This window comes from Xenorhabdus sp. TH1, from assembly GCF_037260955.1.
Lineage (GTDB): Bacteria > Pseudomonadota > Gammaproteobacteria > Enterobacterales > Enterobacteriaceae > Xenorhabdus > Xenorhabdus griffiniae.
The window spans coordinates 184,667-200,655 of record NZ_CP147735.1 but is presented as its reverse complement, the minus strand read 5'-3'; the positions used below and the strand labels follow the sequence as shown (position 1 = coordinate 200,655).

The 15,989-nt window shown below is 43.0% G+C and carries 18 protein-coding genes and 4 pseudogenes; 9 read left to right on the top strand and 13 right to left on the bottom strand.

Annotated elements, in window-relative coordinates; genetic code table 11:
* The first annotated feature begins 43 nt into the window (after positions 1-43).
* Positions 44-997: a filamentous hemagglutinin N-terminal domain-containing protein gene (locus tag WDV74_RS17730; RefSeq protein WP_338885702.1), complete on the top strand. Its 954-nt coding sequence runs from the start codon at positions 44-46 to the stop codon at positions 995-997.
* Between the two features lie 331 nt (positions 998-1,328).
* On the opposite strand, the gene WDV74_RS17725 is transcribed toward WDV74_RS17730, so the two are convergent.
* A complete protein-coding gene (locus WDV74_RS17725) occupies positions 1,329-2,030 on the bottom strand; it encodes an IS6 family transposase (RefSeq protein WP_338885701.1) in 702 nt (233 codons plus the stop codon).
* 86 nt (positions 2,031-2,116) lie between these two features.
* Positions 2,117-2,488, bottom strand: a pseudogene (locus WDV74_RS17720) (Tn3 family transposase); the annotation flags it as partial.
* A gap of 107 nt (positions 2,489-2,595) precedes the next feature.
* Between WDV74_RS17720 and WDV74_RS17715 the strand changes: the two are divergent.
* Positions 2,596-2,817, top strand: coding sequence for a hypothetical protein (locus tag WDV74_RS17715; RefSeq protein ID WP_338885700.1), 222 nt, complete (start codon positions 2,596-2,598; stop codon positions 2,815-2,817).
* Positions 2,818-2,992: 175 nt separating this feature from the next.
* Here the strand turns inward: WDV74_RS17715 and WDV74_RS17710 are convergent, their stop codons facing one another.
* The gene (locus WDV74_RS17710) at positions 2,993-3,544 is read right to left on the bottom strand and encodes a GNAT family N-acetyltransferase (RefSeq protein WP_338885699.1); all 552 of its coding nucleotides are present in this window, start codon (positions 3,542-3,544) and stop codon (positions 2,993-2,995) included.
* A 132-nt stretch (positions 3,545-3,676) separates the two neighbouring features.
* On the opposite strand from WDV74_RS17710, the gene WDV74_RS17705 reads away from it, so the two are divergent.
* Positions 3,677-4,522, top strand: a complete 846-nt coding sequence (locus tag WDV74_RS17705) for a helix-turn-helix domain-containing protein (RefSeq protein WP_338885698.1) — start codon at positions 3,677-3,679, stop codon at positions 4,520-4,522.
* A gap of 120 nt (positions 4,523-4,642) precedes the next feature.
* Here WDV74_RS17705 and WDV74_RS17700 read toward each other — a convergent pair whose 3' ends face one another.
* The 5 genes and pseudogenes from WDV74_RS17700 to WDV74_RS17680 all read right to left on the bottom strand — a co-directional run bounded on the left by WDV74_RS17700 (position 4,643) and on the right by WDV74_RS17680 (position 7,566).
* Positions 4,643-4,972: a hypothetical protein gene (locus tag WDV74_RS17700; RefSeq protein WP_338885697.1), complete on the bottom strand. Its 330-nt coding sequence runs from the start codon at positions 4,970-4,972 to the stop codon at positions 4,643-4,645.
* Positions 4,896-6,290, bottom strand: coding sequence for a group II intron reverse transcriptase/maturase (ltrA, locus tag WDV74_RS17695; RefSeq protein WP_338885696.1), 1,395 nt, complete (start codon positions 6,288-6,290; stop codon positions 4,896-4,898). Before ltrA ends, WDV74_RS17700 begins: the two co-directional genes overlap by 77 nt.
* Before the next feature lie 311 nt (positions 6,291-6,601).
* Entirely contained in the window at positions 6,602-6,826 is a 225-nt protein-coding gene (locus WDV74_RS17690; protein WP_338885695.1) for a hypothetical protein, read from the bottom strand.
* 79 nt (positions 6,827-6,905) lie between these two features.
* A complete protein-coding gene (locus tag WDV74_RS17685) occupies positions 6,906-7,322 on the bottom strand; it encodes a Tn3 family transposase (protein ID WP_338885694.1) in 417 nt (138 codons plus the stop codon).
* Positions 7,267-7,566, bottom strand: a pseudogene (locus tag WDV74_RS17680) (Tn3 family transposase). The gene WDV74_RS17685 and the pseudogene WDV74_RS17680 overlap by 56 nt, the downstream one beginning before the upstream one ends.
* A gap of 680 nt (positions 7,567-8,246) precedes the next feature.
* Here WDV74_RS17680 and WDV74_RS17675 point away from each other — a divergent pair.
* Both WDV74_RS17675 and WDV74_RS17670 read left to right on the top strand, forming a co-directional pair.
* Positions 8,247-8,453: a DNA replication terminus site-binding protein gene (locus tag WDV74_RS17675; RefSeq protein ID WP_338885845.1), complete on the top strand. Its 207-nt coding sequence runs from the start codon at positions 8,247-8,249 to the stop codon at positions 8,451-8,453.
* On the top strand, positions 8,354-8,800 hold the full coding sequence (locus tag WDV74_RS17670; RefSeq protein ID WP_338885693.1) for a DNA replication terminus site-binding protein: 447 nt from the start codon (positions 8,354-8,356) through the stop codon (positions 8,798-8,800). The genes WDV74_RS17675 and WDV74_RS17670 overlap by 100 nt, the downstream gene beginning before the upstream one ends.
* A 230-nt stretch (positions 8,801-9,030) precedes the next feature.
* Here WDV74_RS17670 and WDV74_RS17665 read toward each other — a convergent pair whose 3' ends face one another.
* From WDV74_RS17665 to WDV74_RS17655, 3 genes and pseudogenes are all read right to left on the bottom strand, one after another.
* On the bottom strand, positions 9,031-9,228 hold the full coding sequence (locus WDV74_RS17665; RefSeq protein WP_338885849.1) for a hypothetical protein: 198 nt from the start codon (positions 9,226-9,228) through the stop codon (positions 9,031-9,033).
* A gap of 12 nt (positions 9,229-9,240) precedes the next feature.
* Positions 9,241-9,336, bottom strand: a pseudogene (locus WDV74_RS17660) (serine recombinase); the annotation flags it as partial.
* A 491-nt stretch (positions 9,337-9,827) separates the two neighbouring features.
* Positions 9,828-10,031, bottom strand: a complete 204-nt coding sequence (locus WDV74_RS17655) for a hypothetical protein (RefSeq protein ID WP_338885692.1) — start codon at positions 10,029-10,031, stop codon at positions 9,828-9,830.
* A gap of 146 nt (positions 10,032-10,177) precedes the next feature.
* Here WDV74_RS17655 and WDV74_RS17650 point away from each other — a divergent pair, with 146 nt between their 5' ends.
* Both WDV74_RS17650 and WDV74_RS17645 read left to right on the top strand, forming a co-directional pair.
* On the top strand, positions 10,178-10,387 hold the full coding sequence (locus WDV74_RS17650; RefSeq protein WP_338885848.1) for a hypothetical protein: 210 nt from the start codon (positions 10,178-10,180) through the stop codon (positions 10,385-10,387).
* Positions 10,299-10,994, top strand: a pseudogene (locus tag WDV74_RS17645) (IS5 family transposase). Before WDV74_RS17650 ends, WDV74_RS17645 begins: the two are co-directional and overlap by 89 nt.
* Positions 10,995-11,052: 58 nt before the next feature.
* Here WDV74_RS17645 and WDV74_RS17640 read toward each other — a convergent pair.
* On the bottom strand, positions 11,053-11,478 hold the full coding sequence (locus WDV74_RS17640) for an alcohol dehydrogenase catalytic domain-containing protein (protein ID WP_338885844.1): 426 nt from the start codon (positions 11,476-11,478) through the stop codon (positions 11,053-11,055).
* A gap of 806 nt (positions 11,479-12,284) precedes the next feature.
* Between WDV74_RS17640 and WDV74_RS17635 the strand changes: the two genes are divergently transcribed.
* Positions 12,285-13,529, top strand: a complete 1,245-nt coding sequence (locus WDV74_RS17635) for an AAA family ATPase (RefSeq protein WP_338885691.1) — start codon at positions 12,285-12,287, stop codon at positions 13,527-13,529.
* 5 nt (positions 13,530-13,534) lie between these two features.
* Positions 13,535-14,548 (top strand): ParB family protein, encoded by a 1,014-nt coding sequence (locus tag WDV74_RS17630; protein WP_338885690.1) that lies wholly within the window; start codon positions 13,535-13,537, stop codon positions 14,546-14,548.
* Between the two features lie 793 nt (positions 14,549-15,341).
* Here WDV74_RS17630 and WDV74_RS17625 read toward each other — a convergent pair.
* On the bottom strand, positions 15,342-15,869 hold the full coding sequence (locus WDV74_RS17625; protein ID WP_338885689.1) for an HPP family protein: 528 nt from the start codon (positions 15,867-15,869) through the stop codon (positions 15,342-15,344).
* Positions 15,870-15,989: the final 120 nt, after the last annotated feature.

Genomic DNA, 15,989 nt, shown 5'->3' with positions numbered 1-15,989 from the left:
TTTTTTGATTTATCCAAAACAGATGCACCTAAAAGAGGATTTTATGAAAAACTTTAAAACTTTTACAAAGATTTCTACATTAACTTTGTTAGTTTCTACTAACCTAGCTTTTGCTAATGATATCATTCCTAATGATTTTAACACTCAAGTTAACCAAGTTAATAATATACCAGTTATCAACATAGCTACTCCAACTCTTAACGGTATGTCCAGAAATACCTATAAAGAGTTCAATGTTAGTGAAAAGGGCGTGATTTTCAATAATTCTATAGATTCTGTTAATTCTCAATTAGCAGGTCAATTAGAGAAAAATCATAATCTTAAGGATAGGACTGCTAGATTAATCATTAATGAAGTAGTTGGCGGTAATCAATCTCAACTTAAAGGAGCTATAGAAATAGTTGGGGAAGATGCTAAATTAGTAATAACTAATCCAAACGGTGTCTTTATTGATGGAGCTAAATTCATAAATATAAGAGAGTCTTTTATTAGTACTGGTAAACCTGTTTTCAATAAAAAAGATTTACTTAGTTTAGAAGTAACTAAAGGTAAAGTTACTATTGGAGAAAAAGGCTTAAATTCTGATAACCTTGTTGTTTTCAGTAGATCTCTTCAAGTAAATGGAAAAATTAATGCTGACACTATTACAGCAATGGTAGGTCCAAACTCTTTCGGTATGAAAATTCCAGGATTACCTACCAGATTTGAAAATGAAACTCCTCAATCTGGGTTTTCTATAGATACTGGTAGCCTCGGGGGAATGTATGCTAATAAAAGCATAATACTTCTTAGTAACGAAAAAGGTGCCGGCGTGAATATAAGGGATTTATCAACTTCAAGGGAACAATTAACGGATGTTACTGTGCAATTAACGAAAGACTCTGGAGCCGTATATACTACTAACCAAAAACAAGATATAATTGTTGCAGCAAATAGATATTTTCACGATGGTAGAGAAATGGAACTTATTAATGGTGTTTGGCATCCTAAACAATAATTTCACCAAAAATTATGTCACTTAAAAAGAGAATTTTATGACTATTAAAAACAAGAATATTAAATCTCTGAGGGTTATATTCCCCGCCCCTTGGGGCGAACTACCCTGTAGTTGACTATTGGTTTTGATACCCCGTTGCTTGCGGCGGGGTTGTTCATTTCTACTAATCTAGCTATTGCAGACCTTATGGGGTATTGGGTGAGTAGAGCTGTTCGGTCACCCAGACAGCCCCCTCCTCAGAACCGGACGTGCGGAACTACCGCATCCGGCTCCCGACAGGGCTCTGTCGCATTAACAAGAAATGTCCGAGTGAAAGAATATTGGTTGTTTTTTATGCGGTCAGTTGATAGAAAAAGGCCGCGGGTGACATCGGGCATTCCGGCTCTTGAACATATTGTCCTTTACGCAACATGCTGACTAACTCAATGCCCGCTAGCAGGGTCTGAGCCCGCCTGAAATTTTTGAAGCCCAGCACCAGCAGGGGAGAGGTTCGCCGTTTGATGTTGCGGTGATCTTGCTCAATGAGGTTATTGAGGTATTTGTTTTGCCGGATAACGATGGCTTCCTCTTTGGATTTCCCCTGATTTAACTCGTCTACCGCCGCTTTATTGGCGCTGCTTTTATCCATTGTGACGACCTCAGGTTGGCCCTGCTGACGCATCGCCTTTTTGAAAAAACGCAAGGCAGCAGCCTTATCCCGACAGGCCGTCAACAAAAAATCCACGGTATTTCCGTGCGAATCCACCGCCCGGTAGAGATACCACCATTGCCCTTTGATTTTGATATAGGTTTCATCCATTCGCCAGCGACGCCCGACATCCGGTTTGTAGCGCCGATAACGTTTGACAATTAAAGGCACCAGACGATGAACCCAGCGCGAGAGCGTGGAATGATCAACTCTGACACCCCGCTCAGCCATCATCTCTTCCAGATTTCGTAAACTCAGGGCATAAGCGAGATACCAGCGGACACACTGGGCGATAATATCGGTAGGATAGTGGAGACGTTTGAAGGCGTTCCGGAGCAGGGACATCGTTTGGGACTCGCGCAAAAACCCAGAAGTTTACCTGAAGTTACGTTAATGCGACAGAACCCAGAAACATTTGATCTGATTAGCTATTCCAGACCAATATTGCAGGCTTCTGACACCAGCACGGCGCTGGCTTCACAGGCATGGAAAAACTCATCAGCGGATCCGGTATGAACGTTAATTTCGAACAATAATTCCGTCAAATCCACAGGAGGGAGCAGATCGCTGACCATCTTACCTCAGTCGTTTCAGACTATCTGGCTCATCAAGACTGGCGAGAGGAGAAATTATCAGTTTTGGATTCGGATCGGAAACATCAAGCTGAACCGACTTATTTTCGACGAGCCGTGCACAACTGTCTGTAATTGGTATCCAGTTGATGACCCAGCGATTTAATCGCTTCCAGCGGGTTTGTCGGAACGATAGACTTCCTGCCAGTCAGCTCCTGTAGTAACCTTGCTTGAGGACGAGAAGACAGCTTAGTTCATCCGATATCGGTATTAAATTTTGGTTAAGTGATTCCGTCTGGTTACTATAGATACTTAAACCACAGAAAAAAAGATTTGATATGGAACAACAGTATGACAACACACTCACTCCAGAGCTGAAAGCCTCGCTAGAGCAGCCATACTTTTCGGCAGAGCAGAAGTCAGCAATGCCGGGGGATGGAAGGAAGCATGTGGAGGCTCAGGAGGCTTTCCTCCGCGAGCATCCGGTGACAGCAATTTACCGTGTGGCCGTGGACGGCAGCTTGACTGAGCACGGCGGAGTGGTTCGCCCCTTCATATAATGGCTCAGAGATCGAACTCAGTGACAAGTGCAAAGTCAATGTGGCGCTGGAAGGTGACGAGGTTGTGTATCCTGACGGTACAACGGCCCTGATTATTACCAGCAGCGGAAAATCTATCCGTAAAAATTCATTGTGTTCCAGTGCCAGGCTCGACAACGCTGATGCTGCTGTTGTCTTACTCAACCTTCTTTTGTAAGTCCAGCCACTCATCTTTACCTATACGGCTGATATGTTCAATACGATAGTCGTTCATGAACTGGTTAAACTGCTTTTCTTCTGTGTGGTGGTGTTGAAAACCGCATTTTGCTTGCGCCTTAAAAGACTGCTCGTTATCGGCATAATAACCGCACCACAACGCATCCAGCTTCATATTTTCAAATGCATGACACATCAATGCCTTCACCGCTTCCGGAATGAACCCCTGCCCCCAGAATGGCACGCCAATCCAATAAGCCACTTCAGCTTCATTATCGGCAATGTCAAAATTACTCTCTTTACCGATCAATAAACCAACCATCCCGATGGCAACGTTATCTTTCTGCAACGCAACTGCGTAAACTTCCGGATGTGAGAACACTGTGCGGATAATCTCCAAACTTTCTTCTTCACTCTGATGTATCGGCCATCCCGCGATCGGGCCGACACGTTCATCACTGGCATATTTATAGAGGCTGGCCGCATCACTTTCCCGCCACGGACGCATAATGAGACGTTTTGTTTTGAACATTGTTTTTTCCCTTCTTAACGTGGACATGTTCCATTTTTAAATGACACCCAAAGTTTGACAATGGCTAAATTTTAGTGCATTAGGTAAATATGAAAACTAATTGCTCAACTTTCATATAATTTTCCTATGCAGATGGATACAATAGAAACAGCTCGTCCCCTAAGCTTGGCCGAGGGCGATGAATTCAGGATGGGGAAAAGTCGGCTTGAAGAGACAGACAATCAGCTCTTATCCCTAAGCTATGTCGTGCTGGCTATTTGTCAAACTGGCTCAGCGGAAGTTAATATTAACTTCCGCTCCTATCAGATGCAGAAAGACGATTTTATGATTCTTTATGATGACTCCATCGTTTTTGTAAGAAACAGATCTTCGGATTTTTTGTGCTCTTACTATTTGATAAGCCGTTCAATAGCCACAGATATCGCACATTGCTTACCAAATAGTCTGTTTCTGTTTTTGAGTCGTCATCCGTTTTTTACTTCTGAAATCAATACGATAAATTTTCTTCCTCTGTGGGAACGTATGACAACGTGCATTCAGGAACAGACTCTGCAATATCAAAGAAATATTATTATCAATCAATTTCAAAATCTTTTTTTATGGCTTTCTCATAAAGCAACGGTGTTGGAGATTACGGAAAGAAATGATTATAGTAGACAGGAAACACTCTGCTGGAAGTTCTGGGAACTTATATTCATACATTGTAGTCAACAGCGTGAAGTTGCCTTCTATGCAGACCTTCTTCACATAACACCTTATTATCTATCCCAATTGACAAGGAAATTCTTCAACGACACTCCGAAGACATTAATAGACAGGCAAGTGATATTGGAAATAAAAAAACATCTACTACAGCATAAAAAATCAATGCAGCAAATTGCCGATGAACTTAATTTCACGGATGCGTCTTACCTAAATAAATATTTTAAACGTCATACTGGTATAGGGCTTACTGATTACAGGAAAATGATATCATAAATGCACCTACCATCTCACCTGCCAGGGGCATACTTTGAGTGCAAACCGTACGAAATCATACGGTAAGGCCCAGTGGGAGCGAAGCTGCAAAATGCGACACTTAACTTTTTTGAACTGGATCTAAGTAAAAGTGACATACCTGTGATGGATCTGTCGCATTAAGAAGAGATTGGTGAACCTACGCGCTTTTGCAGGGGTCAGTTTGGATATCGAGTAGAGTCGAGATGTGGCGCGGTAATTTTGCAGGTCAGGCATATCTGTTGCCGCCTCTTTCGATTGGCGGTGCCTGACTGTCCTGACCATAAATCCCGTTTCCACACCCCGCTCATCGAACCGGACGTGCGCTTCTAACGCATCCGGCTCTCGGACAGGATCATGCCTTCGCCCACGGAAGCCTCTGCGGGAGCTTCGGCAACTGGATGAGTCCCAACTGATTATAGAAGTACTCATCGGGGTATCGCTTTAACCCTTTGCTTCGTTGCTTATGTTTCTTGCAGAGCCACCGGCGCAGCCGGGTTGTGGTATAGCGATCTATGAACCGATACGACTGTGTGACAGGGCCTAACCTGAAGTAGTTAGTCCAGCCCCCCAGTTTCTGGTTTAACCGCGTGACCATCTCACCGGCATCCATCCACTCCATGTTCCTGCTGGTCTGGAGTCTGACGGATTCGATCATCCGTTTAATGCTCCTCTTCGAGGGGCGAGTCCCTATATAAGCTTTCCTCGTCCTTGCTGAATACAAGCGTTTGAATGTGTAGCCAAGAAAGTCAAATTCCCCTTCCGGGAGCCTACACAGACGCGTCTTTTCTTCGTTTACCGTCAGCTTCAACTTCGCCATCAGCCCGCGCATTGCTGCCATTGCACGACTGGCGTTTCTGCGTTTGCAGCAGATCACCAGATCGTCGGCGTAGTTGACAATTCGTGCACCGAGGCTCTGTTCTATCCCCATCGCTTTCCTGCCCATAATGAAACGTCTCATGTACAGATTGGACAAGAGTGGGGATATCGGGGAACCCTGTGGTATTCCGCACTGATTATCCCGGTTTGCGGTTGTTCGCAGCACTTTACCATCTCGCATCTTTTCCTCTACTGGTGCTGCCAGCCATTGCTTAATCAATCGCAGGACGTTTCCGTCCACGATCCGACGCGCAACTGACTTCATCAGCTCGGGATGAGGTATGGTGTCGAAGTAACCTGACAGATCGGCATCTACAATATCGCTGTATCCGCTGGTCACCAGGCTGTGTACTTCCTGCACCGCGCTTTGTGCATTCCGGTTTCGCCTGTAGGCATGTTGCTCCGGTGGCAGGTCGGCTTCGAATATAGGTTCGAGCACCAACATTGCTGCCATCTGGCAAACTCTGTCTTTCAGGCAGGCGATCCCCAGCGGTCGGGTTTTCCCGTTTGGCTTGGGTATATGGACGCGTCTGACCGGTTTCGGGACGTATGTACCTTCCCGAAGTTGTTGCGCCAGTTCTCCGAGCCACCGTTCCACACCATATAACTCAATATCGTCGAAGGTCTGCCCATCCGTACCCGCTGCGCCTTTATTTCGGCGGCAACACTGGTACGCATAAATCAGCACACTACGATGGTATATTTTGTCGTACAACGCGTGGAATCTAAGCTCAGATCTTTCCTTCGCTTTCGCATGTAACGTCGTCTGCAATTCCTGAACGTATTTCGGAGTTCTTAGGTTGCCCAATCTCCAGTTCCTCATCACTTTCGGCGTTGTTTCTGAACTAAGGCTCCTTTCCTCCACCGGCATTACCCGGTTTCCCCGGTACTACGAGCCTCTCCGTCATCCTGTCGTGCCCGGTCTGGCCGTCACCGGTCACCGGTTGGTGTTAGCGTTCACCACACGCAGGACTTCCCGTGTTGCTCCGGTCTTCCTCTTGTATACATGCTGTCGCCACTACCCCGGTGGGGGTTGCAGGGTGCGCGTTTCGTTCACTTCCCCTGTAACTGGCAACCTTCCCCAATAATTTGGTGGGTCGGCCTCCACATTGCGTTTTTCGAGGCCTGTTCAGCGTTCACTCACGTTACGGCCTGCATACTCGCTGAATCACTAAAATGATCCTATACACCAGAGGCTTCAGCCGCTTTGTTACCGCCACGACTGCTCTGATTACTACCGGCTGGAACGAAAGTTGCCGGGCGGGGTTCGCACCCGCTGAAAGACCGTGCCTTTGCACGGCGCACAAAACATCCCACGCTAAGACTATTTTTTATACAACCCGATATCGGCAGTGCGTAATGGTCGGTATTTTCCTGCTCCCAGTTTGAAATTATTACGCCAGACATAATCTTCACTCAGATTGATACGCTCCCATCCCAGAGGAGAAATATGTGATATCAGGTGCTTATTAGTCGAAATCCCTTTTCACTTCAGAGACTCAATCGCTCTTTCTATACATACCGTGTTCCACAGCGCGATCGCTGATGTCAGTAACGTCAACCCACTGGAACAGCTCCGCACACGATCCTTGATTTCACCCAGTCTGTGCATAAAGACGGCTCGTGAAAACACGTTACGGGCTTCACCTTTATTCAAACCCGCCTGTACTCGTCGGCGCAGACTGGGGTTACGAAACCAGTCCAGCATAAACAATGTTCGCTCAATGCGATCAATCTCTTTCAGTGCTTTGGCCAATCCGTTCTGCTTCGGATAGCTGGCTAACTTTTTCATCATCAGGGATGCTGTGACTGTCCCCTGTTTAATCGAACTTGCCGGACGCAATACTTCATTCCAGTGTGACTCCTGCCGTGTCGGTGTAATGTTCCCTAATTTCCAGATCACTTTCGTGATACAACAGGCCATCAAGCACGTGAGTTGAGTCTCGTACCCGGCTGATCACTTTGGTATAGAACGGACTGTACCGGTCTCATATATGCGTATAAATTTACACACCCGGTTCCTGATCATATTTAAGACTAACCTGCCCGGCATAACGTCCATGGCTGCTTACCCGAAAGTTCTGCCTGTCTGACGACGATGTTGTCCCATCGCCCCAGAAAGCGGCCAGAGGTCGCATTTTCTGAATATTGACCAGTTCGGCCAGTGCTGCTGAATAGGTTTCATGCCTGAATACCTTCGAATGATGATTTTGTTGCCTCGGGGCAGGACTCGGCCATTTTGGTCAGCCCCAGATTGATCTCATCGGCCAGGATGGTGGTTAGCAATAGCTTTTTGTCTTTTTGGTCTGACGTTATTATTTTTGAGATGCGTAAAGTGACGGGTAAAACTGGTCCAGCTGTCTACTTCCTCCAGTATCTCTGTCATTTTTGGATGAGGAAGTATCTCATAAACCAGGTCGGAAAAAGGTGAGACCTCAGAAGAAACACTATAGCATGATGGTCTAGTTATATTATAATCAATATCCGGTTAGAACAAACTCACAAGCAGACAACAACATGGCTAACACCTTCATTGCAGAACAATGCTCGGCCATGTGCCGCGATCTAAAGAAACTCACATCTCTTATTAAACGACTGCCACCTCTAAACGTACGAGTGACGGCCATCCCTCCCACACTCAAAGGAATGGAAAACGCGCCCGTTAGGGAGATTATCGTGACAGAAAAAACGGAGAGCGAAGCCCTGACTATCGCAGCGGCTTGTTACCAAGATCTCCATATCAACCCGAATTATTCTCAAAAATCTACCCGGCGTACTGTGAGGGGTTCTTTGGTTTTCTCTTTCCGGGACCGGAGCCACAGATGAAATCCAAGCTCTAGTTAAGCATATCAATGCGGATAAAGCCGGTATAGAAGAGTTTGTCGTCTCGACATACCAAACCAGACAGGAACGTTTTGAAGCGCTCAGGGCTGAGTGCCCTGGCGGACCCTTCATCTTTACAGGCAGATCCGCTGCTATAGTCAGGGTGATGTCTCTTCTATCCGGTTTACCTGGCAGCGGAAGGATGCTCTGAAAAAAGCCGTGAAGGCAGAGCTTCTTCAACGGCTCCATGAGGAACTGGAACGTTCAAGGCCTGACTACCAGTTCCACCTTGAGCAGCTTATCCAGAAAATAGCGACAACACCGGAACCGTTATTGCGAGAGCTCAGGGAAGTAAAAGTCCAGCCGGTAACAAACGTCATGGCCACAGGAGAGTTAAAAACGGTGACAGCACCAATGCCTTTGCTGCTGCTCCAGGACGATGAAGCCCAAATCAAAATGCTCAAGAGCTTTGATGCGTCCGATCAACGGAAAACACGCTCTGATAAAATAATTCTTGGCACTTTCACAGGTGTCACCATCGAATCTTTCCCTGAATAGCAATGACGCTGGATGGAAATCCGCGACGGTCAAGTTATGGCAAACTGGAAAAAAGATCAGCTAATTTTTATCACAAAAGGTTTCAGGCGTAGCATCTGGCCACTAAAGAAAATATTGTGGAGATGAATACCAAGTAATAAATGAAGAAGAATGCGATCTAAAAAACAACCCCCTTGTTCGCCAGGATAGAAAACTATTAATTTTAATATATACATATAGTTATATTATTTTTACCCTTTTTTTTCGCCAAAGCAATATAGTGATGACAGCTCCCTTACTCGCAACGGACGGTATTTCCCGGCGCGTAATTTAAAATTATTACGCCAGATGTCATCTCCACTCAGATTGATATACTCCCAACCCAGCGGCGTTACTTTCACTCCTTTATCGGAAATATCAACATCAGGCAAATCACCGGTCATCGCCATGGAGTTCAAAATTTATAGTTTAACTATGCGTATCACCGTTCGTTCTGAGACACCGCACAATCTAACGGTATCCCGGATGCTCTGCTTATTTTTAACTCGAATCTCAATCCGATAGAACGATTATGGAAATACATGAGTGAGTAAGTACGTAACAATGTCTATTTTCCGGATACAATGACATTCCGTGAAACGTTGCGTCATTTTTTTCATGTCACTCTGCCAAAAAAGTAAAAGAGCTAGCTACCCGGTTAACGGATAATTTCCAAACTTTAAAACTTACATCTTCACGTTAATTGCGTATAAACAGATCTATTATTCATTGAATCAATGAATTGAATGCGTAACTAAAATAGCACAGGATATAATTACATGGATTATATTTTGATGAAAATCCTCGACTACTAGACAACAGCGAATATCAACACCGAGTTTTTTAGCGGCTTGCAGATACCCTTCAGGATCTAGTTTGCCTGCTTGAACCTTTTCAGTGGTTACTAATGCATGAGATTCAGTGATTCCACAGTAAGCTAGTCTTGTTGTTGCTATATTCTCTGTTGAGGATGTGACTATTGCCCACTTACCTTCAGGAATTGTGGTAATCAGCTCTTTTGTTCCAGTAATCGTAGTGACATGGCTTTCTTTAAGTTCTTCAACGGTGAAAAGTCTACTGCGGCCTTGATATCAGCATTATCACCTAAGATACTGCGCGCGGTATCTTCTGGTCGGCGTCCATGTGATTGGTCTATGACTGTTTGAGGATCAAGACTATAATGCTTGCCCAACGAGTCCAAATTCGTGCACATGCGCCGCTGGAATCTATTACAGTACTATCCATGTCGAATAATATTGCATCAACCTCAATAGCCATCTCACTATCACTAGAAGTATTCACCACTTTTTTAAATATACTAGGGCGTATTAACGTTTCGTGGAGGTAAGTTTGAACAGCATGATGATCTGGTATCATTGTCTTCGCAAAAAAACCATTACCCCAGCTCATCATGCCAAGAACAATATTATCAAAATCTTTATGGAATACGCTAGCTGTATTAATGCAACAACATGGATGTATTTACCACAAAGACGCGCATTACCTGACTTTCGAAGGGATCCTTTATCGAATGAGAACGGGATGTCCGTGGCGGGATTTACCCGATGAATTTGGCAAATAGAATACGCTTTTTAAGCACTTTAACACCTGGTCAAAGAAAGGTGTTTTTGAATTATTATTCAAATTGTTATCTGAAAATACAGATACTGAATGGTTATTCATTGATGGGAGTATTGTCCGCGTTCATCAACATAGCTCAGGGGCAGCTTCAACAGAAGATGAAGCCATCGGTAAAAGTCGGAGTGGACGTTCGACTAAAATTCATTTGGCAGCAGACAGTTATGGTTTGCCTGTCCATTTTGAGCTGAGTTGTCAGGGGGTCAAACGCACGACATTGTACATGCAGAAAGTTTGGTCACCCATTCACCCGCATCCGATTTTGTGATCGCGGATAAAGGTTACGATAGCGGTACTTTCAGAGATTTTGTTGAAAAACAAGGTTCAAAAACGGTCATTCCCTATCGAAAAAATAGCCGAAAACCCGATAAAAGTATTGATGAAGTTTTATACTGTTATCGGGATTTGGTCGAAAATGCGTTTGCCAGAATAAAATATTTTCGAGCTATTGCAACAAGATACGATAAATTGGCGCGAAATTACGCCAGTATGTTGGCACTGGCGTTTGTCATTATGGTTACCGATGTGGGTTGAGTAAATGATGAATTCAAAACGTCAACAGCCCCTAACTCATCTCATAAAAAATTAGCTTCGCCTTATAAGGTCACCAGTTCCGATGTGATGAACGATTTTTCATTATCTAATCCAATCATTTCCATTCCTGACACAGAACCTGTATGTTGTCGTATACAACTGACTGGAAATATTGCTGATGTCGTGAAACATCCATCGACATAAATGCCTAGATGTTGCGTGGAAGCTGATAAATAGCCCATTCCCATATTCACCTGTGGATCTTCTCCTGCGAAATAATGCGGCAGGATAGAACATATACTTCCAATTAATTGTTTACTAACATCTTGGCCTGCGGACAATACTATTCCAACACCTTCATGCCCCAAAATAAGTCCATCACGAAGTCTATTGCTTTTTAATCCAAGTAACATTCGCCAGTCTGTTTGACAAATACTGGAACGTAAAATGCGGACTCTAACTTGATTAGAGCCTGGTTGTTCGGGTATAAAGTTCTGTAATTTAACCTCACCACTTCAATTAGTTAAACTAAAAAACCGTCGCTAAAGATTACTGGTGAGAGAGAATATATTAGTGACGGTTTAAGTAAAATTAGAGTTATTAACAAGCTGACTCATTATTATACTTTTATATTTGAATAATCATTTACATATAAACAGTCATTAGAAGATGATAAATCATCATGCCTATCAACAAGAATTACTTTACAACCTAATTTAACTAATAATATAAATGTAATTAAGAGTGAATATAGTGACGTTATTTACTTTTTTCTTCGATAAATTTTATCAGTTCTTTATCTGAGTTTATAAATATAAAATTATCACTATTTTCTGAGAGTTCTCCTTTAATTGAATAGTGAATATCATTTTTTATCATGAGGAATAATTATTTTCCAATTGATTTTATCCAACTTATCTAGAATTTCAGAAACATTCTTTAATAAAAATTTATCTAAAGAATAAATATATTGATTACTATTACCACGATTATAAGAATGATTAGTGATTGTTTCTAACTCGAATAAATATATTTATTTACTAGCATTAATATAATCCTCACATCCAGATATTAATAATTAAATCTAATTAGTATCATACAACACAATATAACATTAATTTAATTCAATGGGATGGAAAAAATTGAACAACCACCGACTTTAGTTGGTGGTTTTAACCTTTCATATTGAAGAATAAAGTTTACTGAATTAGTTGAGTGTGCATTATAATGCAATTATTATTTGTTTAATGCTCAATAGTCGTTAATAATGCACTAAAATGGTAAGGAGATACTTATGAGCATATTAGACGATATTTTAATGATCGGACAGCGTATGAAGAGCGAACAACTTTCGCTCAAGGATTCAATCAGTGAATCCAGCCGTGTGAATGTATCTGATGAACAAGTAGAAGGTTTGGATCGTCTCATCTACAACCACTGCATGAATAAAAGCGCGCTGGCTGATTTTTTCGGTAAGTCCAGAAACACCTTTAGTAAGATCCTGTCAGAGATGGAAAAGAGAAAACTGATTAGTGAACCTATCTTTCAGAACAAAAACCATCTTTATACTCGCTTTGATGTTCAGACTATCATGGCTGAACTGAAAATACCGCGCTACAACGAAATGTACGTGCCGCGCGTTATCGTGACTGAAAACCATAAGGGTGGAACAGGGAAGAGTACAACTACAGTTACGTTGGCAACCGCAGCAGCGCTAGACCTGAATCTGAATGCGCGGGTTTGTATTGTAGATATGGATCCACAAGGCTCAATCGGTAGCAACCTGATCCGTTCCACTAGTGAAGATAATATATACCTGACCATAACCGATATCCTTCTTGCTGAGTACGAAGAGGAGGGGGATTACGCACAATACATTACTGCTGGTTATTCTGAAGAAGATATCATCGCTAACATCCCATTCTCTACGCATTTGCCTAACCTGGATGTGATCACAGCATTCCCCACAGATGACCGTTTTACCGACACATATTGGCGTCTGGATAAAGAAGCCCGTAACCGTTTACTAACGCGTTTCCGTGATGTCGTTATGCCAGTGCTGAAAAGCAAATACGATTTAATATTTATCGATACACCTCCACAAGACTCACCAATCATCTGGTCAACGAACGAAGCAGCTGACGGTCTGCTGGTGCCAATAACACCACGCGAATATGACTTTGCTTCAACCACAAACTATATGCTGACGATTGCAACCCGCCTGAAGCAACTTCCGTCCCAGGGAGAGAACATCAAGTGGATGAAAGTGCTGGCTGTTAATGTGGATGATAAGAGCCAGCATGAAATCAGAACGTTAAATAAGTTGGTTCGTACTGTGCAAGACAAGTTCATGACCACAAATATCAAACACTCCGAAGCCTTTGTTGCTGCGGCGGAAAAGGGACGCACAGTGCTGGACATTAAAAAATCCGAAGAACTGTGTCCACCTAAACAGTTTGATACAGCTGAGATGTCTATAACTTCGGTATATCAGCAATTTATAAATGAAATCAAAAGGTTCTCTGCGAAAGGTGAGTAATAACAATGACAAACGTAGAACGTGGTAGTAGCAAAGATATGTATTTGGGTGGACAGAAAAGAACCAGCTTCGAGCAGAGGAGCGGATTACCTCCGCTTAAGAGTGGAGCTAAGTTCAAGCGCGAATTCACGCTGCAGAGTGGGCGCAAAGTTGAGGCTGAGCACGTCATTATCAGCGCTGACAAAGTTGCCGTCCAGACCGTTGTCCACGAACTTAATCCACGTAACCAGGATGCGCTAGATGAAAATTCAATGCGCGATATCTTGAGGCAGATTCAGGAACGTGGTGTTGATACTGAAGGCGTTGCTGTTAAACGTGATAACAAATATTACCTCATAGAGGGTAGCCGTCGCCGCTACTGTTGTATCAAAGTGAAAGCTGACCTACCGTTATGGGTACTGCCTGATGATCTGACTACCGAAGACGTTAACGCTATTATCAACGCAGCACAAAGCTCCCGTAAATTCTCTTACCGTGAAGTTGGTAAGCAATATCTGGAGATAATGGCTTCTAAAGGCTACACGACTAACGATGAGTTGGCTCAACACGTAGGTGTGAGTGCCGAATCAATCCGTAAGCGTGTTCAGGCAGCGCAGATTGATGAGCGCTTGATTATGATTTTCCCTGACTGCGAAGGGATCCCAAATACATTCTACTCACGTCTGGCTAAAATCCAGAAAGAAGCTGAGAAGAACAAAATTGAGCTCGATATTCTCTGCGCTGAAATTGATAAGGATACCGATAATATAGTGATAGATGATATCCCAGAGAAGCAACGCATTATTCTGGAAGACCTGATTGCAGCATTAGAATTACTGACCGCTGCCACTCCGGCAAAAGGGTGGAAAACGGTTGACTTAGTCACCTACGAAAATAAAGATAAGTATGCTCGCATAAGCCGCAGTGCTAATGGCCGAAAAGTGAAGATTGAATTCAACCGTATTAATCAGAGCTTGATTGACGAAATTGAGCGCCTTATCGTTCAAAAGATGAATAAGGCAAATTCCACGGAAAAGTGATCTCCTGCCTGTTTACCTATTGGTGGTTGTCATAGCCCCACAAGTATTCGCTAGTGGGGTTTTTTTACATCTTAAATACAACCCCCTTGTTCGCCAGAGAAAAAATCAATTAATTTCATTATATACAAACAGTTATGTGATTTTTATTTCTATTTTTCGCCGCGTATTCTGGTCAAAAACAACCTTCTTTCTCACCACGCTTTAAATAGGAAAACAATTAGAAAGCTAGCTATATCCATACAATCTGGCGGCAATTTAAATCAATATTCTAACTGATTTCTCCATTCGTAACGATGGGAAAGTATAACTTCACTCTTTGTTCATGATGGTAGTGGGAGTATTAGCTATACTCGCTTGGATGGATAATATAAGTATTCCAGTCTATGGATTCTCTGCGAATAATTTACTAAAGAAAGAAGCAAAAGAATATTTTCTAGCAACAATCCAGAATTAACCGAGCCTTAAATATAAAAAAGCAACACGTTCAACCTGTAGATCCATTTGCTTATGTGTACCGGGACTACAGGCGGCATAAGTGAACGAATGGCGGTAGGACTGGTAAAGATAACGTTCGTTGATGACCCAAGCGGGAATGCCCATTACGGTGAATTCCTTTAACTGCAGAACAAGATGGGCAGGTCACATCAATCTGTGCCATCTAAATATCCTCCAAATAAGCATACTATACATTATGTAATAAATTGATATCACGATCCTAATTTTGCAGCTATTTTCCTTACCACTTCTTCAGGCTATTGCATCCTAAGCGTAAGAGCACGCTTAGGCATAATTACTATTCCTTCCTGCGACTTAAACCATGCCAATAAACCGGCCAGCGTCCATCTTCCCCATAATTATTAACAACTGATGCGATCACAACTAAAACAACGCTACCAATCAGTACAGGCATAAATAAATAATCAAACCCTACAACACCTTGCCCAGTAAGAATGATCACTAACGGGTTAGCACCAGCGGGTGGATGTACTACACGGAGGTATTGCATCAACATAATAGCAACACCAACTGCCAATGACATCACGATAATGGAATCTCCAAAGCCATATAAGGCAATCAATCCTACAGCTGAGGTAACTAGGTGACCAATAATAACATTGCGTGGTTGTGCCAACGGCGAGGCAGGTGCCGCAAATAGGATCACGCATGTAGCACCAAAAGGGGCCATTAGCCAAGGGCTGTCAGTCAGTTGGCTTAGAGCACCAAGAGTCAAAATACCGAAAAAACCGCCGACTAATCCTTTCATTAGTTGGATAAATTTCGGTTTTGGAGGAAGTGCTCCACCACCTCGTAGTTTCTTCATTTTTACATTTCCTTAAAAAGGTCACGAAAATACCATCTAGCACTGTGCTATAATTTTATGTACAGATCTGTACACTCAAAGAGAATAATACAGATCTGTACACATTGGGGCAATATTTAA

What these genes read in the sequence shown, in the direction of transcription:
- WDV74_RS17715 (WP_338885700.1), top strand. Translation starts at nt 2,596, where the DNA reads ATGGAACAACAGTATGACAACACACTCACTCCAGAGCTGAAAGCCTCG.
- WDV74_RS17665 (WP_338885849.1), bottom strand. Translation starts at nt 9,228, where the DNA reads ATGGCGATGACCGGTGATTTGCCTGATGTTGATATTTCCGATAAAGGA.
- WDV74_RS17725 (WP_338885701.1), bottom strand. Translation starts at nt 2,030, where the DNA reads ATGTCCCTGCTCCGGAACGCCTTCAAACGTCTCCACTATCCTACCGAT.
- WDV74_RS17700 (WP_338885697.1), bottom strand. Translation starts at nt 4,972, where the DNA reads ATGAGTACTTCTATAATCAGTTGGGACTCATCCAGTTGCCGAAGCTCC.
- WDV74_RS17635 (WP_338885691.1), top strand. Translation starts at nt 12,285, where the DNA reads ATGAGCATATTAGACGATATTTTAATGATCGGACAGCGTATGAAGAGC.
- WDV74_RS17705 (WP_338885698.1), top strand. Translation starts at nt 3,677, where the DNA reads ATGGATACAATAGAAACAGCTCGTCCCCTAAGCTTGGCCGAGGGCGAT.
- WDV74_RS17730 (WP_338885702.1), top strand. Translation starts at nt 44, where the DNA reads ATGAAAAACTTTAAAACTTTTACAAAGATTTCTACATTAACTTTGTTA.
- ltrA (WP_338885696.1), bottom strand. Translation starts at nt 6,290, where the DNA reads ATGCCGGTGGAGGAAAGGAGCCTTAGTTCAGAAACAACGCCGAAAGTG.
- WDV74_RS17650 (WP_338885848.1), top strand. Translation starts at nt 10,178, where the DNA reads ATGATGATCTGGTATCATTGTCTTCGCAAAAAAACCATTACCCCAGCT.
- WDV74_RS17625 (WP_338885689.1), bottom strand. Translation starts at nt 15,869, where the DNA reads ATGAAGAAACTACGAGGTGGTGGAGCACTTCCTCCAAAACCGAAATTT.
- WDV74_RS17690 (WP_338885695.1), bottom strand. Translation starts at nt 6,826, where the DNA reads ATGTCTGGCGTAATAATTTCAAACTGGGAGCAGGAAAATACCGACCAT.
- WDV74_RS17630 (WP_338885690.1), top strand. Translation starts at nt 13,535, where the DNA reads ATGACAAACGTAGAACGTGGTAGTAGCAAAGATATGTATTTGGGTGGA.
- WDV74_RS17710 (WP_338885699.1), bottom strand. Translation starts at nt 3,544, where the DNA reads ATGTTCAAAACAAAACGTCTCATTATGCGTCCGTGGCGGGAAAGTGAT.
- WDV74_RS17655 (WP_338885692.1), bottom strand. Translation starts at nt 10,031, where the DNA reads ATGTGCACGAATTTGGACTCGTTGGGCAAGCATTATAGTCTTGATCCT.